The organism is Methylobacterium goesingense (assembly GCF_022179225.1).
GTDB lineage: Bacteria > Pseudomonadota > Alphaproteobacteria > Rhizobiales > Beijerinckiaceae > Methylobacterium > Methylobacterium goesingense.
In genome coordinates, this window is the sequence record NZ_BPQL01000145.1 from 1 (window position 1) to 21,964 (window position 21,964).

Genomic DNA, 21,964 nt, shown 5'->3' on the forward strand with positions numbered 1-21,964 from the left:
GGGGCCTTTTGCATGAGCGGTCCACAAGATTCATTTCCATCCAGAATGCCATATATGACTTCCACTGAGTGCCATGTAACCTTGTGCGTGCAAAGTCGCTCCCAACGAAATCAATGACTTAGGCTGGGTGTTTTTGCCAACTATAAGGTGGCGTGGCAGCGTGGGTCGGCCGGGAACCGATCCGCCGCCACACGATTGACGGCTTATTGGAGTTGTTCTAATTAAGAACTGCGGGGACGCCACGGCGTCCCAACCCCGGAGATCATCATGGCCAGCACCACCAACGCAGCCTGCGAGAGCTGCCGTTTCTTCGACGATCACAAGCTCAACGGCGGCATGGCGGCCGGGGACGAAGGCCTGTGCCGGTTCAACCCGCCGGTGAGCCAGCCCGAGCCGAAGTCGCCGGGCCTGTGGCCGGTGGTCGCTTCCAAGGATTGGTGTGGCCACTTCACCGCCGAGATGTCGGCGGCCGAGTAAGGCTGGCCCCGGCGCCCGGATCGTCACCCGGGACCGCCAGGGTTTCACGGCTGGCAATGCTTCTTGCCTGGAAAGGGCCGGTGCTGCGGGCGCCGGCCCTTTTCGCGTATAAGGCCGGGGACTTGGCCGATCGGCACGGGCGGCGGGCACGCTCGCGGGGCGGGCCGACCGGAAATCTCGCGCCTCGGTCGGAGGCCGGCCATGATCCCGTCACCTTCGCGTCGGAAGGCGTGGCAATCGCGTGACGGGCGCTCGCTGCCCCGCGGGCGAGGGCGGATCGCCGCGGGGCGAGCGCAGAGGGTGAATGGGAAGCATGACGAATCGATCGACCATCGTGGCCGCCGCACGCCGGCTGGTGCCGCTCGCCGGCCTCGCCGCCGCCCTCCTGCCGGGCCTCGCGCTGGCCGCCGCGCCGAACGACGCGAGCGGTACCTGGCTCACCGAGGATGGCCGCGCCCGCATCCGCACCGAGAAGTGCGGCCCGCAGAACACCAACCTGTGCGGCTACGTCGTTTGGCTGAAGGTGCCGCTGAACGACAAGGGCCAGCCCCGGGTCGACTTCAAGAATCCCGACCCGAAGAAGCAGGCCCGGCCCTCCCTCGGCCTGCAGCTCATCATGGGCCTGAAGCCGCAGCCGGACGGCCATTACGGCGGCAAGATCTACAACGCCGACGAGGGCAAATTCTACGACGTGACGATGTGGTCCGATCAGCCGAGCGAACTTTCGGTGCGCGGCTGCCTGCTCGGTTTCCTGTGCGGTTCGCAGACCTGGAACCGGGTAAACGACGTGGTGCCGGGCCAGCTGACCGGGCCGACCAACGGCCCCGGCGGCCCGCGCGCCGATGCCGAGTGGGCGCCCGCCCCCAAGGCTCCGGCCGCCGGTGCCGCCGGTGCCGCCGCGACGGGCGGCACCAAGCCGGCGCCGAAGCCCGCTCCCAAGCCCGGCGCCGCTCCGGCCGCCCCGGCCGAGGAGTAGAACCGGCCTAACGCCGCCGAGCGCGCGACGGGATTCCGAACGCCGCCGTCCTGCCCGGGACGGCGGCGTTCTGCGTTTCCGGTGCCGCGCCGCACCGGGCAGATCTCAATCGACGAGGGCCGCGTAGGTCAGCACGCGCAGTTCGCGCCGCAGGGGCAGGGCCGAGGAGGGGATGAGCTGGGTCAGCAGGACCACGGCGAGGTCCTCGGCCGGGTCGACCCAGAAGGCGGTGCTGGCGAGCCCGCCCCAGGCCACTTCGCCCGGCGTGCCGACGATCTGGGCGCGGGCCGGGTCGAGCATCACCGAGAACCCCAGCCCGAAGCCGATGCCCGTATAGGCGGTCTCGGAGAAGCGCGGCTGGCCCATGGCGGCCAGATCCCCGTCGAGGTGGTTCGTCAGCATGAGGTCGACGGTCTTGCGCCCGAGGAGGCGGGTGCCCTCGAGTTCGCCGCGCCTTAGCAGGAAGCGGCAGAAGCGCATGTAGTCGGCGGCCGTCGAGACGAGGCCGCCGCCGCCCGAGGGGCAGGCCGGTGGGTTCGCGAAGCGGCTGTCCACCGCGTCGTCGTAGAGCTTCAGGGTGCGGTCCCGGAACAGGCTGTAATTGGCGGCCAGCCGCGGCAGCTTGTCGGCGGGCACGAAGAAGTCGGTGTCGACCATGCCCAAGGGCGCGATCACGCGTTCGCGCAGAAAATCCGCAAAATCCTGGCCCGAGACCACGGCCACGAGGTGTCCCAGCACGTCGGTGGCCACCGAGTAGTTCCACTCGGCGCCGGGCTGGGCCAGCAGCGGCTGCCGGGCGAGGCGGCCCACCACCTCGGCGAGGCCCGCCTCCTGGGCCTCCCCAAAATCGACGCCGTTCTGGCGGTAGAGGGCGTCCACGAGGGTCGCCTCCATGAAGCCATAGGTGAGGCCCGAGGTGTGGGTGAGGAGGTCCCGGATGGTGATCAGGCGCCGGGCCGGCTCGCTCTCGAACTTCGCGCGGTTGCCGCCGGTCAGCACCCGCAGGTCGGAAAATTCCGGCAGGAAGCGGGTGATCGGATCGTCGAGCTGGAAGCGGCCCTCCTCGTAGAGCATCATCACCGCCACAGAGGTCAGCGGCTTCGTCATCGAGTAGATGCGCGCGATGGTATCGGGTGCGAAGGGCTTGTCCCGGGCGATGTCGGCGCGGCCGTGGGTGCGGAAGAACGCGGTCTTGCCGCCCCGCGCCAGCATCACCGAGAGACCCGCGACCTTGCCGGCCGCGACATTGGCCCGCATCCAGCCGTCGATGCGCTCCAGGCGGTCCGGGCAGAGCCCGAGGGCCCGCGGCTCGCTTGCGGTCTCGCCCTGCATCACACCTGCTCCGTCCCGATCCGTCGCCTCCCGCATAGCGCCGGTCCGGGGCCAAGCAAACCCTCGCTCAAGCAAACCCTGGCCCGTCGCGCGCTACGAGCCACCGGCGCCGGGCGGGGTCCAGGCGAGGTCGTGGTGCAAGTCGCCCGCCCGCACGGCGGCGAAGCCGAGGCGTGCGTAGAGGCGCCGCGCACCCGCATTGTCCGCGCTCACCGAGAGGCGGAGCGGCAGCCCGGCCGAGCGCGCCGCCGCCATCGTCTCGCCGATCAGCCGGGTACCGAGCCCGAGCCCGCGCCACGCCGGCAGGAGCACGATGTCGATGAGGGTGACGGCGTCGGCGCCCCGGTCGGTCACGATCCGGCCGATCGACGCGCCGTCCTGCGCGATCACCTCGAAGCGGGCGGCGGGATAGCGCGCTCGGTACGTCGCGCGCTGCCCCGCGAAGCCCTGGCGCAGGAGCCGGTCGCGCAACGGCGGGTCGAGCCCGGCCAGAGGGGCGCCGTGGACGGAGGCGAAGAGGGCGAACAGGAACGCGCCGTCCGCCTCCGCCTCCGGGCGCCGATTCAGCCGCCGGGTCATAACCGGGGCGTCATGACCGGGGCGGGAAGATGCCTTCGAGCGCGATGATGAAGTTCACCGTCAGGTAGGGCTGCCGGTTCTCGTGCGGCTGGCTGCCGCCCTGGGAGGCGATCGTGCCGCTGCTCAGCTGAACCGAATTCGTCGGATTGCCCGTGGTGAAGCTGTTAAAGGGCGCGTCTCCGCCCGACTCGGTCTGTGCGAGATTGGCGCCGGACGGCGCGCTCGTGGAGCCGAGCGTGGCATCGACGGTCACGCCGTGGGAATGGGCGGGCATCTGCGAAATCTGCAGCGTAACGCCCTCGACGCCGCCGGGCTGTCCCATCGAGTAGGGCTGAAGTCCGTTGCCCTGGCCCTGATGGACCGGAACCCGGCTCCGCAGATCCGGTAGGGCGAAGGTTCTCACGCCGTCGCCGCCGAACTGCGTTCCGAGCAGGGCGTAGAGTGTCGAATTGGTGCTGATTTGCAGAAGCTGACCATTGCAGAAGGCCCAGCCCTGGGGCGCGTAATTGAAGCCCGCCATTCTGATTTCGCCGAGAAACGGATCCATCGCTTCCTCCAGTCTTCTTGTCTTGATCTTGTGGCTTCGTGATCCTGCCGTCGCCCAGCCATCTCAACGGGGTCGGAGGCGGGAGCGCGATGCCGCCCGCCCCGTTCCCGGCATCGACACAATCTGCACTCGGATGTAATCGGGACGCGAATCCTCAGGTTGCATCCACGGCATCAAGACAGAAGCTGCTCTGCTTGTCACTAAACTTCACGCCATTGCAATCAGGATTACGTTCCTGGTAGAAACGGGCGCAACCCATGATTGTTGCGACAATACAACATCGAGCGGGATATTAAGTCCGGGCCATTTCGCCGATCGTGAATCGGATTTAAGACTCCGACAGTGCATGAGCCGCAGTTTTTGATTCATACGAATTGATATTTGTTACTTTATGGTCGAGGGTAGGGCGATGGCTACTGTCAACTATACCTACGAGTTTACCACGAACGGAAACACGGGCGTCATCACGCTCACAGTCGATACGACGACCCTTTTTAATTACGTCGATAATAGTGGCGGGTCCTTCCAGGGATACCCGATCACCGGGATCAGCGGCACCTTCAACGGTCAGACCATCACCGGTCTGCTTCCGACCAACAACACGACACAGGGGGGCAACCCCTTGACGAGTGACGGGACCGTGAACGGAGGCGGCGCGGCCGGCCAGTACGACAACGTGTTCGCGCGCGACGACACGCAGGGCGCGAACGGCGTCGGAACCAGCGGCAAGGCGAGCATCTACGGGATCGACAACCGGGGCTTCGCCTTCAGGGCCGGCGGAACCGATTATCGCATCTCCAAGCAGACCGCCTCCACCACCAATTTCATCTATCAGTCGAACGGCACGCTTTCCCAGCCGACCACTTTCAGTCAGGCGAATTCCGACGTGCCCTGCTACGTCACCGGCACGCGCATCCGCACGGCGCGCGGCGAGGTCGCGGTCGAGGATCTGCGCGCGGGCGACCTCGCCGTGACGGCATCCGGCGCCGAGCGGCCGATCCGCTGGATCGGCCACCGGACGATCGATTGCGCCCGTTACAGCGACCCCTGCACGGCCTGGCCGGTGCGCATAGCGGCCCATGCCTTCGGGGACGGCAAGCCCGTCCGCGACCTCTGGGTCTCGCCGACCCACGCCCTCTGCGTCGACCTCCTGGGCGAGGTCCTCATCCCGGCAAACGCCCTCGTCAACGGCACCACGATCACGCAGGAGCCGGTCGAACGCGTCACCTACTGGCACGTCGAACTCGACAGCCACGACATTCTCATGGCCGAGAACATGCCGGCCGAGAGCTACCTCGACCTGAGCAATCGCGGCTTCTTCGTCGAGGCCGGCACCATCGACCTGACGCTCGGGCCGGACGCGCCGGCCATCCACGGCACCGCCGATTTCTGCCGCCCCTACCATGCGAGAGGTCCGCTGGTCGATCTCGTGCGGGGCCGCTTGCGGGAGCGCGCCGAGGCCGAAGGCTGGCGGCTCGCCGAGGCGCCCTGGGCCGACCTGCACCTCGTGGCCGACGGGCAGGTGATTCACTGCGATGTGGAAGGGCTCACCGCCCGCTTCGTCCTGCCGGCCGAGGCCCGCGACGTCACCCTCGTCTCGCAGGCCGGCCCGCCCGTCCATGTCGCGGACGGCATGACGGATCTGCGTCGCCTCGGCGTCTCGCTCGCCACGCTCGCGATCGATGACGGCCTGACCGGCGCCCGCGCCATCGCGCTGGACGATGCGCGGCTCGGCGCGGGCTTCCACACGGTCGAGGGGGATGGCACCGTACTCTGGCGCTGGACCGATGGCGCGGCGCTGCTCCCAGCCTCCCTGTGGGCGGGCTGCCGGGGCACGGTGTTCCTGCGGCTGACGCTGACGCATGCCGCCCCGCAGCGCTGGGTCGAGCCGCGCGAGGCCGCCAATGCGGCCGATCCTTTGGAAGTCCGCCACTGCGCCTGATCCGCCGACGACCGGACTGGCCGGTGGCCCGGCATCGCGCGCCGGCTCGGCCCCCGGTGGAACAGACCCGCATCCTTCTACGGCGCGCATCCCGATACCGGACCTCGGTGAGCCTGACCCATCGGCCCGGCTCACGGAACCCTGATCGGAGCCGTGGGAGCGGGAGCGCCCCCGCGCCTCACCAGCCCATGCTGCCCGGACCGCCCTTGAACGGGCCGACGATCCCGGGCGTGATCCAGCCGCCGTAGAAGCCGCCGGGCTGCGGGATCACCCGCGCGTCGCCGACGTAGCAGGCCTCCATCGGCCCGGCATAGAAGGCGACGTAGCCGGCGATCGGGGCGAAATCCGGCGTCGGGTCGGGATAGGCCCAGGCGGCCCCGTCCGCGCGCAGGCCGCCCGCTGCGACGTCGTACAGGACGGCCCGCCCCTTCCATTCGCAGATCCCGGCCCGCCGGACCGGGCCGAGCACGCCGGCCGCCACGTCTCCGGGCGGGAGGTAATAGGTCGGCGGGTGGCTCGTCTCCAGCACCCGGTAGCCCGCCAGGGTCTCGGCGATGACCCGCCCGCCGAAGACCACGCGCAGGCGCGTCGCCACCGGCTCGAGCCGGGGCGGGCGCGGATAGTCCCAGACGCTCTCCGCGTTCGGGCCGGGCGGAATCGGGGTGGGCCACATGCGGTCGGGACCTTGCCTGGAGGGATCGGAACGGTCCGGGCGGACCGGTCGCCCGGACAGATAGGGCAGGGGGTTGCGCCCGCCCCGATGTCGCGCCGCCCGAATGTCCCGCGTCGCGTTTTCCTCCGCTGCGTTTTCCCCCACGACGTTTTCCCCTGGCGCGCGGCATGCTAGCGCAGGCCCGGATCAGACGAAGGGACATCCTGCGTGACGACACCCCGCGTGACCGAGCCGACCGCCTTCGCCCTCTATCTCGACTTCGACGGCACCCTGGTGGAGATCGCGCCCAAGCCCGACCAGGTCCGGGTCGATCCGGCCCTCGCCCCGGCCCTGGAGCGCCTGCGCGCCCGGCTCGGCGGAGCACTGGCCATCGTCACGGGGCGGCCCATCGGGGTGATCGACGACTTCTTGGCCCCCGCACGCTTCGACGTCGCCGGCCTGCACGGGGTCGAGCGCCGGGTCGACGGCGTCGTCTCCGGTGGCTCCGCCGCGGACCATCCGGCGCTGCGCGCGCAGGTGCCCGCCCTGCACGCGGCGGTCGCCCCCCTGGAGCACGTACTGATCGAGGACAAGGGCGCCTCCGTGGCGGTGCACTGGCGCCTCGCCACGCCCAGCGACGCCGCCGCGGCCGAGGAGGCCGTGAAGGCCGCCGCCGCCGGCCTCGGCGCGGATTACCGGCTCCAGCTCGGCAAGGCTGTGGGCGAGATCGTGCCGGCCTCCGCCACCAAGGGCCATGCCATCCGGGCGCTCGCCGAGAACCCGCCCTATGCGGACCGCCGGGCGATCTTCCTCGGCGACGACCTCACCGACGAGAAGGCCTTCGCGGTGGTCAACGAACACGGCGGCGTCAGCGTCCGCATCGGCGGAGCCGAGACCATCGCGGCGCGCCGCCTCACCGACCCGGAGGACGTGCGCCGCCTGCTCTACGCCTGGGCCGACGGCGCGGCCATCGACCCGGACGCCCTGCCGCCGGCCTGAGCGGCCCTCCTCACCCCGATCCCCCTCCACGCCCGCCCCTGAGCCGGGCCCCAGACGGAAGTGGCGCGCATGTTCGAGTTTCCCGTCCTCGTCGGCGATATCGGCGGCACCAATGCCCGCTTCGCGATCGTGCCCGAGGCCGGCGCCGCGCCGGTCCTGCTCTCCCGCGAGGAGACGGCCGGGCATCCCGATCCCAGCGCGGCCATCCGGGCCTCGCTCGCCAGGGGGGCCAGGGAGCAGGGGAGCCCGGCGCCGCGCTCGGCGATCCTGGCGGTGGCCGCCCGGGTCGACGGGCCGGCCGTGCAGCTCACCAACGCCCACTGGGTGATCGAGGGCGCCCGGATCGGGCAGGATTTCGGGCTCTCGCGGGCTGTCGTCGTCAACGATTACGTGCCGGTGGCGGCGGGGGCGGCGGCGATCAGCCCGAGCGAGCTGACGCCCATCGGCCCGCGCCGCGAGGAGGGCCGGGAAGGAGACCAGGGTGCCCGTCTCGTGCTCGGCCCCGGCACCGGCTTCGGCGCGGCCGCCCTGCTGCCCGTGGACGCGCGCCTCCTCATCGTCTCCACCGAGAGCGGGCACGTGGATTTCGGACCGGCCACGCCGGCCGAGCTCGCCCTCTGGCCGCATCTCGAGCGGGTCGAGGGCCGCGTGACCGTCGAGACCCTGCTCTCGGGCCCCGGCCTGACCCGGCTGCATGCCGGCCTGCACCGCCTGCGCACCGGCGCGGAGGGCCCGCATCTCGACCCCGCCGCCGTCACCGAGGCCGGCCTCTCGGGGTCGGACCCGGACGCGGCCGCCGCCCTCAACCTGTTCGCCAAGCTCCTCGGGCGCGCCTGCGGCGACCTCGCCCTGACCTTCCTGGCCACCGGGGGCGTCTATATCGGCGGCGGCATCGCGCCCCGGATCGTCGACGTGCTGCGCCAGGGCGCGTTCCGCCGGGCCTTCGAGCACAAGCCACCCTTCGTGGCGCAGATGCAGGCGATCCCCACCAGCGTCATCACCGTGCACGACCCGGCCCTGATCGGCCTCGCCGCCCTGGCGAGCCAGCCCGACCGCTTCGCTTATCACGGCCAGGTCTGGCGGGCCTCCTGACCGCCCGCCGGACCCGCGTGGGGCTGGCGGCGCTCGCCGCCTGCCTCGCCGCCGTGCTGGCCGGCTTCGTCGGCTACCTCGTCCTCGCCGCCCTGCTGACGGCGCGGCCGGGCGATGCCGGGCTCTATCCCGCCCGGGGGGAGGACAGCGTGGCCATCGCCCTCGTGTCGCACGGCTGGCATTCCGGCCTCGTCCTGCCGCGGGATGCCCTGACCGAGGCCGGGCCGGCGCTGGCCGACATCGCCACGCGGTTCCGGGCCTATCCGGCGCTCGAGTTCGGCTGGGGCGAGGCCCGCTTCTACCGGGCGACGCCGACCCTGGCACAGTTCGACGCGGGCCTTGCCCTGGCGGCCCTGTTCACCCCGGGCGGCCGGCCGGGCGTGGTCCAGGTGGTGGGCCTGGAGCGGCCGGCGCGGGACAGCTTCCCGCATTCCGAGATCGTGCCGGTGCGGGTCTCGCGCGCCGGGCTGGCCCGCCTGCTCGCCCGGCTGGAGGCGAGCTTCCGCCTCGCCGAGGGCCGCCCCGTCGCCGGCGGCCCCGGCCTCTACGGGCCGAGCCTGTTCTACGAGGGCGCGGGGCGCTTCTCCTACGCCAATGTCTGCAACCATTGGGCGGCGGGCCTCCTGAACGCCGCCGGCCTGCCCATCACCCCGGTCTTCGACACGCACCCGGCCGGGCTGCTGCTGGACCTGCGCTGGCGCGCCGGGCTGAGCCCGATGCCGGCGGCGAACCTGTCCAAACCGTAATCTGAGCGCCACGCGCGGGTCAGGCGGGACTCCCTACAAACCGGATCACGGACCGCCGCTGGCGGCCCCCCCGATCCGGAGACCCCGATGACCACCCAGCCCACCCGCCTGCGCCGCAACGCCCTCGCCTCCGTCGCCGTGGCCGCCCTCGTGGCGACCGGCGCAGCCGGCGTCGGCCTGACCCAGCCGGCCGTCCCGGCCTACGCCCAGTCCCTCTCCAAGAACCCGATCGAGACCCCCGACCATCCGCCGGGCTCCTTCGCCAGCGTCGTCGACAAGGTGAAGCCCGGCGTCGTCGCCGTGAAGGTGAAGCTCGACGACAGCGCCGATTCGGACGACGACAGCGACGGCCCCGGCCAGCAGCAGGTGCCGCCGCAGCTGCGCGAGTTCTTCAAGCGCTTCGGCCAGGGCGGTCCCGGTCAGGGCCAGGGTGGTCCGGGCCAAGGCTTCGGCGGCCAGGCACCCAAGCGCCAGGGCCAGCGCGGCGCCATGGGCTCGGGCTTCATCATCTCGGCGGACGGCTACGTCGTCACCAACAACCACGTGGTCGACAAGGCCAAGTCCGTGCAGGTGACGCTGGACGACAACCGCACCCTCGACGCCAAGGTCATCGGCAAGGACCCCAAGACCGACCTCGCGCTCCTCAAGATCACCGAGGGCGGCACCTTCCCGTACGTCTCGCTCAGCAAGGCGGCGCCCCGCGTCGGTGACTGGGTGGTAGCCATCGGCAACCCGTTCGGCCTCGGCGGCACGGTCACCGCCGGCATCGTCTCGGCCCGCGGCCGTGACATCGGCGCCGGCCCTTACGACGACTTCCTGCAGATCGACGCCCCCATCAACAAGGGCAATTCCGGCGGCCCGACCTTCAACGTCGGCGGCGAGGTGGTGGGCGTGAACACCGCCATCGCGTCGCCCTCCGGCGGCAGCGTGGGCCTGGCCTTCGCCATCCCCGCCGAGACCGTGCAGGCGGTGATCGACCAGCTCCGAGCGGACGGCAAGGTGGCGCGTGGCTACCTCGGCGTGCAGGTGCAGCCGGTGACGAAGGACATCGCCGACGGCCTCGGCCTCGACAAGGCCAAGGGCGCCCTGGTCGACCATGCCGAAGCCGGGACCCCGGCCGCCAAGGCGGGCCTGAAGTCCGGCGACGTCATCGAGGCCGTCAACGGCAGCGCGATCAACGACGCCAAGGAGCTGTCCCGCAAGATCGCCGGCATCAAGCCGGGCGCCAAGGTGGAGCTGACCTATCTGCGCGGCGGCAAGTCCGACACCGCGACGGTTGAACTCGGCGTCCTGCCCAACGACACCAAGGTGGCGGGCACCGAGCGCGGCGCGTCCAGGGACGGCCAGCCGCGCCTGGGTCTCAGCCTCGCCCCGGCCTCTGAGGTCGGAGCTGGCTCCGAGGGCGTCGCGGTGATGGAGGTCGATCCCGACGGCCCGGCCGCCGCCAAGGGCATCGAGCAGGGCGACATCATCCTCGATGTGGCCGGCGCCAGCGTCTCGCGTCCCTCCGAGGTCGCCGAGCGCGTCCGCTCCGCCGAAACCAGCGGCCGCAAGGCCGTGCTGATGCGCATCAAGAACGCCAAAGGCATCACCCGCTTCGTCGCGGTCGCCCTGAACAAGGCCGGCTGATCCGGAGCGGGCGTCCCGCCCGCTCTCGCCCCCGCAACGTCCAAAGCCATGCCGGCCCGCACCCGTGGGCCGGCATTCGCGCGTCTAACCCTGTGCAAACGCGCAACACTGCCCGTCCCCCTGTGCAAATCCCCCGTAAACGCGCACGGCGTCGATTGACGGAGAATTAACCTCAGATTTACTGACATACCTGAGGTTGGTTCGGGGTTCGGCGTGGCGTTTGTCGGGACAGTCATTCGGGTGTGCGTCGCGCTTCGCGCGATCCTCGCGCCACCCGTACCCGTCATCGCCGCCCTGCTGCCGACCGGCGCCGCTGCCCGGGACGTGGTGCTCACCCGGCAGGAGACGGTGCAGATCGAGCACCGGGACCGGACCGAGCGCCTGCGCCGGCTCTCGGACCAGGCCCTCGCGGCCAGCCCCCGGTTCTTCGAGGAGCGCGTCTCCCGCGGCGAGCTTCCGGCGACGTTCGGCACGGACATCCCCGTGCTGCGCGTGGTCTTCCCGCAGCGGGTGTTCTTCGACACCGACGCATTCGAGGTGCGGGCGGAGGCGCAGGCCGTCATCGACGTGGTGGCCGCCGCCCTGCGCCGCGAGGCGTCCGACACCGCCGTCTTCATCGCGGGCCACACCGACGACCGCGGCAGCGACGCCTACAATTACGCCCTCTCCGTGAAGCGGGCCGACAGCGTCGCGCAGGCGCTGGCCGCCCGGGGCGTGCGTCAGGCCAGCGTCTGGCGCGTCGGGTTCGGCGAGGCGATCCCGGTGGTGCCCAACACCTCCGACACCGCGATGGGACGCAACCGCAGGGTCGAATTCCTGTTCGGCCGCAAGGCGGAGGCCGTGGGCGTCTGGCTGGCCAAGCAGGAGGCGCGCGTCTGCGCGGGCACCGGCGAGAGCCAGCGCGCGGAGTGCCTGCGCGCCTTCGCGGCGCTGCCCCGCGTCGAGGCCGCCCCCGTGCGCACGGGTCGGGAGGCCCGGACCCTGGTGATGCCACCGCCCTCGGACGCCGTCCACGTCCTGCCCACCATCGAGACGAAGAACCTCGTGGCGGTCGGTCCGCCCGTCCCCCCGGCCCTGGTCGCCCCGGAGCGCATCGCGCCCGCGCTCGTCCCGGCCCCTCCGATCGACAGGACCGTGGTGACGATCACCCGGGACGAGCCCGTGATCATCGACCTGCGCGAGAAGCGCGTGCTCGTGGAAAGGCTGGAGCGATGAGTCTCGACGAGTACAGGTCCCTCGACCTGCGGGTGGACGGGCCGATCGCGGCGGATCTCGCCGCGCAGCTCGACGAGGAGGCGCCACGCCCGGTCCTTCCCCTCTCGGCCCCGCACGGGGCCAGCGCCGAGACCCCGGCCCTGCTAACGCCCGCCATGCTGGCCTGGTACCAGCGCCACGTGGCCTCGGCCCGGCGCAGCGCCCTCGCGGAGGTGCGCCGGGCCTTCGCGCAGGACCCGATGGCCTCGGGCAACCACGGCTTCCTGCTGGAGGCCGAGCTCGACCGGGTCGAGCAGACGAAGCAGGGCCACCTGCGCACGGAGCGCGAGATCTTCTACCAGCGCCGCGCCGTCTCCGACCTCACCGCCGAGATCGACCGCCTCCACGCCGCCTACGATCACAAGCGGTCCGAGCACGGACGCGACGCGGGGGCCTGGAACCCGGTCCTCAAGTATGGCGGCGTGGTCGCGATCATGCTGCTGGAATTCCCGCTCAACCTGTCCTCCTTCCTCAAGATCGACTTCCTGACGCCGGCGCTGGCCACCGCCTCGGTCTGCCTGATCGCGATCCTGTTCGCGTTCTCCAGCCATCTGATCGGGCGCATCCTGCGCCAATGGAGCGAGCGCTTCGGCGACGACGTCACGGCCCGTCTGCGGGCGGACAGCTATCGCCAGCTCGGCCTCGGCTTCGTCCTGTTCGCCATCGGGGCGGCGGCCATCGTCTTCAGCCGCTCCTACCTCGTCGCCGAGGCGGTCGCCCGCCAGGCGGCGCTCGGCGAGGAGGGCGGCAGCCCCGTCTCGATCTACGGCATCGCGCTGATCGGCAACCTCGCCGTCTACGCGGCCGCGGTCGCCTGGGTCCTGTTCACCGAGGACCCGGTGCCGGACTTCGCCGAGGAGCGCCGCCGCCTCGACCGGCTCAAGGCCCGGCAGCAGCGCTTCTACCGGACCGGCCTGGAGCGCCAGAAGCAGCAGCGCATCGAGCAGGCGCGGCGCGAATGCGAGCAGCTCGTCCGGCGCGAGGCCGACCAGATGAAGCGGCTGCGCAACTACGGCAGCTATCGCGGCCAGTTCGATGAGGTCCGCCGGCACGACGCGCGCGTCCTCGCGCTCCTGCAGGGCTACCGCGGCCGGCTGGTGGCGGAGACGCGGCGGCGCGGCCTGCAGACGACCTTCACCTACGACGACCTGAGCAGCGGCGACATCGGCACGAAGCGCGACCTCGACGGGGACGCCTATCTGAGCCGGCCCCTGGCCCTCGGCCACGCCTGACGCGGAGAGTTTTGCAATGCCGCGCTCCCCGCTGAAGGCCCTCCTCGCCGGATGCTTCGCCACGGCCGCGCTCGCGTCCGGACCCGCCGACGCGGCGGCGAGCTACGAGGTCGTCCGCCAGGAACAGACCTGCCCCAAGGAGCGCCAGCCCCGCTCCCTGCGCCAGACCCTCGTGATCCTCGACGAGGCGATCGTGTCGGCCGAACCGGAGGTCAACCAGCGCTGGACCCGGATGGTGGTGGAGGCCGCCGACGCCCGAGACGCGGGCACCGGCGGGCTCGGGACGCGCGAGCGCTTCACCCTCCTCGTCGCGCGGCGCGACGGCAGCGAACTCGTACCGCTGTTCTTCGGCTGCTCGCCCAACCTGCCGCCGGAGGAGAGCGAGCGGGCCAAGGCGGGCGATTCGATGTTCGACCGCTTCATCGGCAGCGACAGCGAGGCCCGGCGAAAGGCGGCGCGGGACGCCTTCGCGGCCGGCCTCGCCCGCGCGCTCGCCCAGGTGCAGAAGCGCGCCCCCGAGATCGCCGCACGGCCCGCTCCGGCGGACAGCCTCCTGAAGGCGCTCCAGAACGCCGGGCGCCTCGCCGATCTCAACCACGGCCTGCCGCGCATCATCCTGATCACGCCCTTCGGGGTCGCCGAGAAGGGCCGCACCGGCGATGTGCCGGCGGCGCGGCGGGCCGGCTTCGAGCTGGCCGAGCGCAGCGCCATCGATTTCGGCCGGGCGGAGGTCTACCTCGCCGGCGCGGCCCTGGGGGACAGCGCCCCCCTCGAATTCGCCCGCGCCCTGGTCCTCGGCGCCAAGGGCCAGCTGGCGGGCGTGCGCTCGGACGGTCTGCCCCGACTGAGCCCGGAGCCGACCAGCCTGCGCCTCTATGCGGGCTTCATCGACTATGTCGGCCAGCGCACGCCCCTGCAGGTGCGGCTGGCCGCCTCCGCCCAGGGCGATCTCGTCAACAGCTGGGTCGAGACTACCTTGAGCCGCACTACCGCGACGCCGCTGGCCGGCAAGATGCTGTGCCGGGGCCAGGAGAAGGGGCAGGCCCCCGGCGAGGTCTGCGAGGTGCGCGGCGACGGGCGCTTCGCCCAGGTCTGGTTCCCCGATCCGCAGGCCGAGCCCGCCGACCGGGGCAAGCTGCCCTTCGGCGGGGCCCGCACCATCGCTCTCGACCTCAAGGGGCGCACCGCCGCGGGCCGCATCCTCGATCCGAAGGTGATCTTCAGCGGCGAGAACGGCCAGCGCCGCGAGGAGCTGACCTTCGAGATCCAGCGCGTCGAGGACGGCCAGTTCTGACGGCATCCCGGCACAGTCCATGACCGCGCGCTCCCGGGGCCGGGGCCGCGGGACCGCGCGCCAGACCGGCGCCGGCCAGCACGCACGGCCCCGGGGGCGATGGACGATGATGACACGGACGGTACGAACGATCGGCGCAGCCCTGTGCCTCGGCGCGGTCCTGACCGGATGCACGAGCACGCGGGGCGGCGGTACCGCCTCGGCGGGCCCCGGGGGCTCGATCGACGAAGCGGTGAGCCGCTGCATCGCCTCGACCCTGGTGGGGGCCGGCGTCGGCGCCCTGCTCGGGGCGGCGGTGGGCGGCGGGCGCCGGGCCGGCGTGGGCGCCGCCATCGGGGCCGGCGTCGGCGGCCTCGCCTGCACCGTCCTCACGGCCCTCGACGCCCAGGACAAGCAGCGGATCCGCAACGCGCAGATCGCGGCCGCCGCGACGAACAGGCCGCAATACCTAGCCTATCAGGGCGCCGACGGTGCCCAGCGGGCGATCACCGTGCGGCCCCAGCCCGCTCCGGCTCAGGCGGCGGCGGGAACCCCGGACCGGATCTGCCGTGCCATGGACACCCAGGCGACCATCAACGGCACCGGCAGCGCCGAGCTGCCTCAGCAGCTCGTCTGCCGCACGCCGGGCGGCGACTGGCTGCCAGCCTGAGGAACCCCGTCGCTCACGGGCGACGGCTCCGCCGCCTGGCATGCCACGCAACCCTGTGACCCCGAGCCCCGCGCCCGCGCGGGGTGACGCGGGCGGCGCGAGGCGTCATGGTGCGCGCGCTTTTTTTATCGCGCCCGCGCGGCCCCACCCGGACCTGGACCACCATGACGACGATCGCCGACCGCAGCACGGCTGAACTCGCGGACCTGCGCGCGCAGGCTCGGGCCGCCTACGACGCCTTCAAGGCCCGGGGCCTGAAGCTCGACATGACCCGCGGCAAGCCGGCGCCCGAGCAGCTCGACCTCGCCACCGGCATGCTCGCCCTGCCGGGCAACGGCGACTATACCACCGCGGCCGGCGAGGATGCGCGTAACTACGGTGGCCAGCAGGGCCTGCCCGAGCTGCGGGCGCTGTTCTCCCACCTCATCGACGCGCCGGCCGACCAGATCGTAGTGGGCGGCAATTCCAGCCTCGCCCTGATGCACGACACCATCGTGTGGGCCCTCCTCAAGGGCGTGCCCGGCTCCGAGCGGCCCTGGTCGAAGGAGGAGGAGCCGGTCTTCCTCTGCCCGGTCCCGGGCTACGACCGCCACTTCGCCCTCTGCGAGGAGTTCGGCATCCGCATGATCCCGGTGCCGATGACGGGGCAGGGGCCCGACATGGACGTGGTCGAGGCCTTCGTGGCGAACCCGGCCGTGAAGGGCATGTGGTGCGTGCCGAAATACGCCAATCCCTCGGGCGAGATCTTCTCCGACGAGACCGTCCGGCGCCTTGCAGCGATGAAGACCGGGGCTCCCGATTTCCGCCTGTTCTGGGACAACGCCTACGCGGTGCACCACCTCACCCCGGATCGCCATCCGGTGCGCGACATCCTGGCCGCCTGCGCCGAGGCCGGCCATCCGGACCGGCCGTTCCTGTACGCATCGACCTCGAAGATCACGCTGGCGGGCGCCGGCCTCGCGGTCTTCGCCGGATCGCCCGAGAACACCCGCTGGTTCCTGGCCCGTTCCGCCAAGCAGACCATCGGCCCCGACAAGCTCAACCAGCTGCGCCACGTGCGCTTCCTGCGCGACGCCGCCGGACTCCAGGCCCACATGGACGCCCACCGCGCCCTGATCGCGCCGAAGTTCGCGGCCGTGCAGGAGGCCCTGGAGCGCCACCTCGCCGGCACCGGGGCCGCGCGCTGGACCCGTCCGGAGGGCGGCTACTTCATCACGGTGGAAGCGCGCGCGGGCACGGCCACCGAGGTGGTGCGGCTCGCCAAGGAGGCCGGCATCGCCCTGACCCCGGCCGGCGCCACCTCGCCCTACGGCCGCGACCCGCAGGACAGCGTCTTGCGCCTCGCGCCGACCTTCCCGAGCCTCGGCGACGTGACGAAGGCGGCCGAGGGCATCGCCCTCTGCATCCTTCTTGCTTCCCTGGAAGCCGAGCAGGGGGTCCGCGCGCGCAACGCGGCCTGATCCCTGTCGCAATCCGGAAACGTCCGCGCCGGATGATGCACCACGCACCCGGGAGGTGACGCGATGGTAATCCCGACACGGTTCCGGCGCGCCGGCGCGCGGATGCTGCCCGGCCTCGTGCTATGCATCCTCGCGGCCGGGGCGGCCCCGGCCCGGGCGCGCACCGCCTGGGCTTCCGGCACATTCGTGTATGCCGACCTCTGCACCCTGCCGGAGACCGGCGCCCGCAGCGGGCAGCGCGTCATCCTGCGGCGCTCCCCGAACGGCGACGCGCTGACCTACGAGGGGGCCGAGCATCCCGGGCCCCACATGGCCGCCGACATGACCGTCGACGACGCCACCAAGGCCATCACTTTCGCGGTGGAGACCGAGGCCGGGCCGATCCACTTCGAGGGCGTCGCCGGTCCGGACGCGCTCACCGGCACTTTCGAGGACGAGACGGGCGCGCACACGGTACACCTGCCCCGAGTCCTGCGCTCCCATGCCCACGAGGCCTGCCAGGGCGAGGCCACGGGTTCGATCGCCCCGCGGCGATAGGCGAGGGGCGTCCTCTGCGCTAGATCGGGCCGATGATGCTTTCCCTCCGGTGCGCCGCGCTCCTGCTCCCCCTGGCCCTGGGCACCGCGGTGCCCGCCGCGGCGGCCGATGCCTGCGACGCCCTGACTGCGCGGATGATCCGCGCCACCGGCGCCTCGCTCGCCGGACGCGAAGGGGCTCGCGCCGTGTTTCGCGCGGCCGATGCGGAGCGGATGAGCCTCGATTGCCGGGCGCACCGGATGGTCTTCTCCGCCCTAGAGCGGGAGCCGGGCCGCCGCTACTACGAACTGGTCGGCCTCGCGGCCGGGGTTCTCACGGGCGCGAAGCCCGAGGCCGTCGAGGCCCTCGCTCTCGACCTGCACCAGGGCGCCCTGATCGCGGGACAGCCGCAGCAGGGTATCGCCGGGCGGGCGGCGCTTCGCTGCGAGACCGCTCCCGACGCCGATCCGTTCGCCAGTCCGCGCACGCGCTGTGTGCTGGTGCCGAGCGCCCGGGCCGTGCTTCGCCGCCGCGCCGGCCTTTTCGCCAGCGCCCGGGCGGGCTAGACCCGCCGCATGCCCAAAACCATTTCGCCCGAGCCCGCTTCCTCCGCCATCGTCACCGCCGGTTCGGTCGCCTTCGCGAATCACCTGCCCTTCGCGCTGATCGCCGGGCCGTGTCAGCTTGAGAGTCGCGACCACGCCGTCGAGATCGCCGACGCCCTGAAGGCGATGACCGATCGGCTCGGCATCGGCCTGGTGTTCAAGGCGTCCTTCGACAAGGCGAACCGGACCTCCGGCAGCACCGCGCGGGGCCTCGGACTCGCAGGGGCACTGCCGATCTTCTCCGAGATCAAGGCGCGCTTCGGCCTGCCCGTGCTGACCGACGTGCACGAGGCGGCCCAATGCGCGCCCGCGGCCGAGGTGATCGACGTGCTCCAGATCCCGGCCTTCCTCTGCCGGCAGACCGATCTCCTGCTCGCCGCCGCCGCCACAGGCCGGGTGGTGAACGTGAAGAAGGGCCAGTTCCTCGCGCCCTGGGACATGGCCCACGTGGCCGCCAAGGTGACGGGAGCGGGCAACCCCAACGTGCTGGTGACCGAGCGCGGCGCCTCGTTCGGCTACAACACCCTCGTCTCCGACATGCGCAGCCTGCCGATCATGGCGCAGGTGACGCAGGGCGCCCCGGTGGTGTTCGACGCGACCCACTCGGTGCAACAGCCGGGGGGCCAGGGTGCGACATCCGGCGGCCAGCGCGAGTTCGTCGCCGTGCTCGCGCGCGCCGCCGTTGCAGTGGGCGTGGCGGGCCTGTTCATCGAGACGCATCCCGACCCGGACCATGCCCCCTCCGACGGACCCAACATGGTGCCGCTGAAGGCGATGCCGGCGCTGCTTGCCGAACTGCAGGCTTTCGACCGGCTCGCGAAGGCGCGGATCGGACAGGCCTGAACCGCTCCGGGGCGGTTCGAGACCCGGTGCGCGCAAGCCGGAGGGATGCGGAAAGGGAACGATCACGCCAGCTTGACGTTGGAATACCCAATTCGTTCTCGAACGCTGAAGGTCATCATGCGCAAGCTCGCCCTCATCTCCGCCTTGACTCTCTCGCTGGGCGGCCTCGCCGCCGCGACCTCGGCTGAGGCCGGTCCGCGCGGCCATGGCTACGGCCATGGCGGCTACGGCCACGGCCACGCCTATGGCGGCCGGGGCTACGGACGCGGCTATGCCTATGGCGGTCGTCGTCGTGGCGGCGGAATCGGCACCGGCGCGGCCGTGGGCCTCGGCATCGCCGGCCTCGCCGCCGGTGCGATCGCGGCCGGTGCGGCCCGCGACGCCTATTACCGCGACGGCTATGCGCGCCCTGCCTACGGGTACGGCGCCCCGGCCTACGGCTACGGCTACTAAGTTATTGATTCTCGCGAATCGGTGAGGGGCGGTCGGCGCGAGCCGGCCGGCCTTCGTCGTTTCGGAGACGTCCGCCTCAGCGGGCCCGGTAGGGTGGCACGCCCGGATCAGGCAGCCAGACGGATTTCAGCGGCTCGCCGGTCTGCCAGAACACGTCGATGGGAATGCCGCCGCGCGGATACCAGAACCCGCCGATGCGCAAGTACCGCGGCGCCAGGAGCTCGGTCAGGCGCAGGCCGATCCCCACCGTGCAATCCTCGTGGAAGGCGCCGTGATTGCGGAAGGCCGTGAGATAGAGCTTGAGCGACTTCGATTCGACGAGCCACTGGTCAGGCACGTAGTCGATGACGAGGATCGCGAAATCGGGCTGTCCCGTCACCGGGCAGAGCGAGGTGAATTCCGGCACGGTGAAGCGGGCGAGGTAGTCGGTCCCCGGATGCGGGTTCGGCACCCGGTCGAGGCGGGCCTCCTCGGGCGAGGCGGGCAGGGGGCTCATCTGCCCGAGTTGCAGGCCCTCGGGCCCTGAATGCTGAGTCATGACGAAACTTTCGGAGCCGGCGGCGGGGTTTCGGCCAGCGACATCGGTACGGAAAACGATGAAATCGCCACCCAAAGTGGTTTTCGAGGGGTGTCCATGAGTGGCAGGCGCAGGGTCCGCGTGCCATATGGGAACCATGAGCGACGAAAACACGGCTACCTACCCCTACACCCTGGAGATCCAGCCGCCCAAGGCCCCGGGCTCCCCCTATCAATGGGCGATCCGCCGGAAGGGCAAGCTGATCCAGCGGTCCGACCGCAATCACCCCACCGAGGCCAAGGCACGCGAGAACGGCATGGCCCAGATCGAACTGCTGCTGTCGGGAGCGGGCGACCGCTAGACACGCCCGGCCCCGAAGGGGGCCTCATCGCGGGAATCTCGCCCTCCGGCGCACGCAGGCTGCGCAGGCCGCTTGCCGGAGGCGAGGCGTTGACGGATAAGCCTCGGCGGAATCACCCCGTTCCGGTCGCGGCCTTTCGGCCCCACGGCACGGGACATCGACCCGCCGTAACGTCCGAAAAGGCGCCTGCATGACCGCGATCACCAACATCGCCGCCCGCGAGATCCTCGACAGCCGGGGTAACCCGACCATTGAGGTCGACGTGCTGCTGGAGGACGGCTCCTTCGGCCGCGCGGCCGTGCCGTCGGGCGCCTCCACCGGGGCGCACGAGGCGATGGAGCTGCGTGACGGCGACAAGGGCCGCTACGGCGGCAAGGGCGTGCGCAAGGCGGTCAACGCCGTGCAGTCCGACATCCTCGACGCCATCGGCGGCATGGATGCCGAGGATCAGATCGCCATCGACGAGGCGATGATCGAACTCGACGGCACCCCGAACAAGAGCCGGCTCGGCGCCAACGCGATCCTGGGCGTTTCGCTCGCGGTCGCCAAGGCGGCGGCCGAGACCGCCGGCCTGCCGCTCTACCGCTACATCGGCGGTACGCAGGGCCGGGTGCTGCCCGTGCCGATGATGAACATCATCAACGGTGGCGCGCATGCCGACAACCCGATCGACTTCCAGGAATTCATGATCATGCCGGTGGGTGCGTCCTCGCTCGCCGAGGCCGTGCGCATGGGCGCCGAGGTGTTCCACACCCTGAAGGGCGCCCTCAAGAAGGCCGGCCACAACACCAACGTGGGCGACGAGGGCGGTTTCGCCCCCAACCTGCCCTCGGCCGAGGCCGCCCTCGATTTCGTGATGCAGTCGATCCAGGCCGCCGGCTTCAAGCCCGGCACCGACATGGTGCTGGCCCTCGATTGCGCCGCCACCGAGTTCTTCAAGGACGGCGCCTACCACTACGAGGGCGAAGGCCAGACCCGGGACATCGAGGCCCAGGTGAGCTACCTCGCCAAGCTCGTCGACGCCTACCCGATCCTGTCGATCGAGGACGGCATGTCCGAGGACGATTGGGCGGGCTGGAAGCTGCTCACCGACCGGGTCGGCGATCGTTGCCAGCTCGTGGGCGACGACCTCTTCGTCACCAACGTGACGCGCCTGTCGCGCGGCATTGCCGAGCAGACCGCCAACTCCATCCTGGTGAAGGTCAACCAGATCGGCTCGCTCACCGAGACGCTGGCCGCCGTCGATATGGCCCAGCGCGCCGGCTACACCGCCGTGATGTCCCACCGCTCCGGCGAGACCGAGGATTCGACCATCGCGGATCTGGCGGTCGCCACCAATTGCGGGCAGATCAAGACCGGCTCGCTGGCCCGTTCGGACCGGTTGGCCAAGTACAACCAGCTCATCCGCATCGAGGAGGGCCTCGGCTCCCAGGCCCTCTATGCCGGCCGCAACGCCCTCAAGGCGCTCGCCCGCCGCTGAACGCGAAGTCCCGCTGGATCTTCCATCGGTGCTTCCGTGACTTGGCATCCTCCGTGATGCCCCGAATTGAAAACGGCCGCGAAGCAATTCGCGGCCGTTTTCCTTTTGCGCCCGTGTCGGGCTCGTCCCCGGGATCGCCCGGTCTCACGGCCGGTCGATCCTGCGTGTGCGCGATCGGTGTCGTTTCGCCGGGAAGCCGCGCGTCCATGCGCGGAGCCCCTGTCAGCGGGCCGACGTCTCCGAAGCCTCGGCCACGATGCGCCGGGTCTCGGGGGCGCGGGGGGTGAGGGACGGCGTGGTCGTCAATTCGGAGGCCGGACGCACCGTGG

Annotated in this window: 23 protein-coding genes; 18 read left to right on the forward strand and 5 right to left on the reverse strand. The window is 71.3% G+C overall.

What is annotated here, in order from left to right; all coding sequences use genetic code 11:
• The first annotated feature begins 267 nt into the window (after positions 1 to 267).
• Together MFF30_RS21165 and MFF30_RS21170 are read left to right on the forward strand one after the other, a co-directional pair.
• Entirely contained in the window at positions 268 to 477 is a 210-nt protein-coding gene (locus MFF30_RS21165) for a hypothetical protein (RefSeq protein ID WP_238281913.1), read from the forward strand.
• Between the two features lie 313 nt (positions 478 to 790).
• Complete coding sequence (locus tag MFF30_RS21170; protein ID WP_238281914.1) at positions 791 to 1,453, forward strand: DUF2147 domain-containing protein; 663 nt, start codon at positions 791 to 793, stop codon at positions 1,451 to 1,453.
• Positions 1,454 to 1,558: 105 nt separating this feature from the next.
• Here the strand turns inward: MFF30_RS21170 and MFF30_RS21175 are convergent, their stop codons facing one another.
• From MFF30_RS21175 to MFF30_RS21185, 3 genes are all read right to left on the reverse strand, one after another.
• A complete protein-coding gene (locus tag MFF30_RS21175; protein ID WP_238281915.1) occupies positions 1,559 to 2,785 on the reverse strand; it encodes a serine hydrolase domain-containing protein in 1,227 nt (408 codons plus the stop codon).
• 93 nt (positions 2,786 to 2,878) lie between these two features.
• Entirely contained in the window at positions 2,879 to 3,364 is a 486-nt protein-coding gene (locus MFF30_RS21180) for a GNAT family N-acetyltransferase (RefSeq protein WP_238281916.1), read from the reverse strand.
• A 10-nt stretch (positions 3,365 to 3,374) separates the two neighbouring features.
• Positions 3,375 to 3,911, reverse strand: a complete 537-nt coding sequence (locus MFF30_RS21185) for a phage tail protein (RefSeq protein WP_238281918.1) — start codon at positions 3,909 to 3,911, stop codon at positions 3,375 to 3,377.
• Between the two features lie 409 nt (positions 3,912 to 4,320).
• Between MFF30_RS21185 and MFF30_RS21190 the strand changes: the two genes are divergently transcribed.
• A complete protein-coding gene (locus tag MFF30_RS21190) occupies positions 4,321 to 5,853 on the forward strand; it encodes a Hint domain-containing protein (protein WP_238281920.1) in 1,533 nt (510 codons plus the stop codon).
• A 178-nt stretch (positions 5,854 to 6,031) separates the two neighbouring features.
• Here the strand turns inward: MFF30_RS21190 and MFF30_RS21195 are convergent, their stop codons facing one another.
• Complete coding sequence (locus MFF30_RS21195; RefSeq protein WP_238281922.1) at positions 6,032 to 6,526, reverse strand: DUF427 domain-containing protein; 495 nt, start codon at positions 6,524 to 6,526, stop codon at positions 6,032 to 6,034.
• 222 nt (positions 6,527 to 6,748) lie between these two features.
• Here MFF30_RS21195 and otsB point away from each other — a divergent pair, with 222 nt between their 5' ends.
• The 13 genes from otsB (at position 6,749) to MFF30_RS21260 (ending at position 19,277) form a co-directional block, all read left to right on the forward strand.
• A complete protein-coding gene (gene otsB, locus MFF30_RS21200; RefSeq protein WP_238281924.1) occupies positions 6,749 to 7,504 on the forward strand; it encodes a trehalose-phosphatase in 756 nt (251 codons plus the stop codon).
• A gap of 69 nt (positions 7,505 to 7,573) precedes the next feature.
• Positions 7,574 to 8,596: a glucokinase gene (locus MFF30_RS21205; RefSeq protein WP_238281928.1), complete on the forward strand. Its 1,023-nt coding sequence runs from the start codon at positions 7,574 to 7,576 to the stop codon at positions 8,594 to 8,596.
• A gap of 17 nt (positions 8,597 to 8,613) precedes the next feature.
• The gene (locus MFF30_RS21210; RefSeq protein ID WP_373320972.1) at positions 8,614 to 9,342 is read left to right on the forward strand and encodes a DUF2459 domain-containing protein; all 729 of its coding nucleotides are present in this window, start codon (positions 8,614 to 8,616) and stop codon (positions 9,340 to 9,342) included.
• A gap of 87 nt (positions 9,343 to 9,429) precedes the next feature.
• A complete protein-coding gene (locus MFF30_RS21215; protein WP_238281930.1) occupies positions 9,430 to 10,971 on the forward strand; it encodes a Do family serine endopeptidase in 1,542 nt (513 codons plus the stop codon).
• Between the two features lie 240 nt (positions 10,972 to 11,211).
• On the forward strand, positions 11,212 to 12,186 hold the full coding sequence (locus MFF30_RS21220; RefSeq protein WP_238281935.1) for an OmpA family protein: 975 nt from the start codon (positions 11,212 to 11,214) through the stop codon (positions 12,184 to 12,186).
• Positions 12,183 to 13,457, forward strand: a complete 1,275-nt coding sequence (locus MFF30_RS21225) for a hypothetical protein (protein WP_238281939.1) — start codon at positions 12,183 to 12,185, stop codon at positions 13,455 to 13,457. Before MFF30_RS21220 ends, MFF30_RS21225 begins: the two co-directional genes overlap by 4 nt.
• Before the next feature lie 16 nt (positions 13,458 to 13,473).
• Positions 13,474 to 14,751, forward strand: coding sequence for a hypothetical protein (locus MFF30_RS21230; RefSeq protein ID WP_238281941.1), 1,278 nt, complete (start codon positions 13,474 to 13,476; stop codon positions 14,749 to 14,751).
• Positions 14,752 to 14,857: 106 nt separating this feature from the next.
• On the forward strand, positions 14,858 to 15,400 hold the full coding sequence (locus MFF30_RS21235) for a YMGG-like glycine zipper-containing protein (protein ID WP_238281943.1): 543 nt from the start codon (positions 14,858 to 14,860) through the stop codon (positions 15,398 to 15,400).
• A gap of 164 nt (positions 15,401 to 15,564) precedes the next feature.
• Entirely contained in the window at positions 15,565 to 16,860 is a 1,296-nt protein-coding gene (locus MFF30_RS21240; protein ID WP_238281944.1) for an aspartate aminotransferase type Ic, read from the forward strand.
• A gap of 63 nt (positions 16,861 to 16,923) precedes the next feature.
• A complete protein-coding gene (locus MFF30_RS21245) occupies positions 16,924 to 17,397 on the forward strand; it encodes a hypothetical protein (RefSeq protein ID WP_238281945.1) in 474 nt (157 codons plus the stop codon).
• 32 nt (positions 17,398 to 17,429) lie between these two features.
• On the forward strand, positions 17,430 to 17,942 hold the full coding sequence (locus MFF30_RS21250) for a hypothetical protein (RefSeq protein ID WP_238281946.1): 513 nt from the start codon (positions 17,430 to 17,432) through the stop codon (positions 17,940 to 17,942).
• 9 nt (positions 17,943 to 17,951) lie between these two features.
• On the forward strand, positions 17,952 to 18,824 hold the full coding sequence (kdsA, locus tag MFF30_RS21255; protein ID WP_238281947.1) for a 3-deoxy-8-phosphooctulonate synthase: 873 nt from the start codon (positions 17,952 to 17,954) through the stop codon (positions 18,822 to 18,824).
• Positions 18,825 to 18,941: 117 nt separating this feature from the next.
• Positions 18,942 to 19,277 (forward strand): hypothetical protein, encoded by a 336-nt coding sequence (locus MFF30_RS21260; RefSeq protein ID WP_238281949.1) that lies wholly within the window; start codon positions 18,942 to 18,944, stop codon positions 19,275 to 19,277.
• Between the two features lie 76 nt (positions 19,278 to 19,353).
• Here MFF30_RS21260 and queF read toward each other — a convergent pair whose 3' ends face one another.
• Positions 19,354 to 19,815, reverse strand: coding sequence for a preQ(1) synthase (queF, locus tag MFF30_RS21265; protein WP_238281950.1), 462 nt, complete (start codon positions 19,813 to 19,815; stop codon positions 19,354 to 19,356).
• 136 nt (positions 19,816 to 19,951) lie between these two features.
• Between queF and MFF30_RS21270 the strand changes: the two genes are divergently transcribed.
• Entirely contained in the window at positions 19,952 to 20,155 is a 204-nt protein-coding gene (locus MFF30_RS21270; protein ID WP_056183260.1) for a hypothetical protein, read from the forward strand.
• 190 nt (positions 20,156 to 20,345) lie between these two features.
• A complete protein-coding gene (gene eno / locus MFF30_RS21275) occupies positions 20,346 to 21,635 on the forward strand; it encodes a phosphopyruvate hydratase (protein ID WP_238281952.1) in 1,290 nt (429 codons plus the stop codon).
• Positions 21,636 to 21,964: the final 329 nt, after the last annotated feature.

Coding starts and splice junctions, on each gene's coding strand:
- MFF30_RS21165 (WP_238281913.1), top strand. CDS start 268: ATGGCCAGCACCACCAACGCAGCCTGCGAGAGCTGCCGTTTCTTCGAC.
- kdsA (WP_238281947.1), top strand. CDS start 17,952: ATGCCCAAAACCATTTCGCCCGAGCCCGCTTCCTCCGCCATCGTCACC.
- MFF30_RS21170 (WP_238281914.1), top strand. CDS start 791: ATGACGAATCGATCGACCATCGTGGCCGCCGCACGCCGGCTGGTGCCG.
- MFF30_RS21250 (WP_238281946.1), top strand. CDS start 17,430: ATGATGCTTTCCCTCCGGTGCGCCGCGCTCCTGCTCCCCCTGGCCCTG.
- MFF30_RS21270 (WP_056183260.1), top strand. CDS start 19,952: ATGAGCGACGAAAACACGGCTACCTACCCCTACACCCTGGAGATCCAG.
- MFF30_RS21185 (WP_238281918.1), bottom strand. CDS start 3,911: ATGGATCCGTTTCTCGGCGAAATCAGAATGGCGGGCTTCAATTACGCG.
- MFF30_RS21225 (WP_238281939.1), top strand. CDS start 12,183: ATGAGTCTCGACGAGTACAGGTCCCTCGACCTGCGGGTGGACGGGCCG.
- MFF30_RS21190 (WP_238281920.1), top strand. CDS start 4,321: ATGGCTACTGTCAACTATACCTACGAGTTTACCACGAACGGAAACACG.
- MFF30_RS21260 (WP_238281949.1), top strand. CDS start 18,942: ATGCGCAAGCTCGCCCTCATCTCCGCCTTGACTCTCTCGCTGGGCGGC.
- MFF30_RS21245 (WP_238281945.1), top strand. CDS start 16,924: ATGGTAATCCCGACACGGTTCCGGCGCGCCGGCGCGCGGATGCTGCCC.
- MFF30_RS21205 (WP_238281928.1), top strand. CDS start 7,574: ATGTTCGAGTTTCCCGTCCTCGTCGGCGATATCGGCGGCACCAATGCC.
- eno (WP_238281952.1), top strand. CDS start 20,346: ATGACCGCGATCACCAACATCGCCGCCCGCGAGATCCTCGACAGCCGG.
- MFF30_RS21235 (WP_238281943.1), top strand. CDS start 14,858: ATGATGACACGGACGGTACGAACGATCGGCGCAGCCCTGTGCCTCGGC.
- MFF30_RS21195 (WP_238281922.1), bottom strand. CDS start 6,526: ATGTGGCCCACCCCGATTCCGCCCGGCCCGAACGCGGAGAGCGTCTGG.
- queF (WP_238281950.1), bottom strand. CDS start 19,815: ATGACTCAGCATTCAGGGCCCGAGGGCCTGCAACTCGGGCAGATGAGC.
- MFF30_RS21230 (WP_238281941.1), top strand. CDS start 13,474: ATGCCGCGCTCCCCGCTGAAGGCCCTCCTCGCCGGATGCTTCGCCACG.
- MFF30_RS21215 (WP_238281930.1), top strand. CDS start 9,430: ATGACCACCCAGCCCACCCGCCTGCGCCGCAACGCCCTCGCCTCCGTC.
- MFF30_RS21240 (WP_238281944.1), top strand. CDS start 15,565: ATGACGACGATCGCCGACCGCAGCACGGCTGAACTCGCGGACCTGCGC.
- MFF30_RS21175 (WP_238281915.1), bottom strand. CDS start 2,785: ATGCAGGGCGAGACCGCAAGCGAGCCGCGGGCCCTCGGGCTCTGCCCG.
- MFF30_RS21180 (WP_238281916.1), bottom strand. CDS start 3,364: ATGACCCGGCGGCTGAATCGGCGCCCGGAGGCGGAGGCGGACGGCGCG.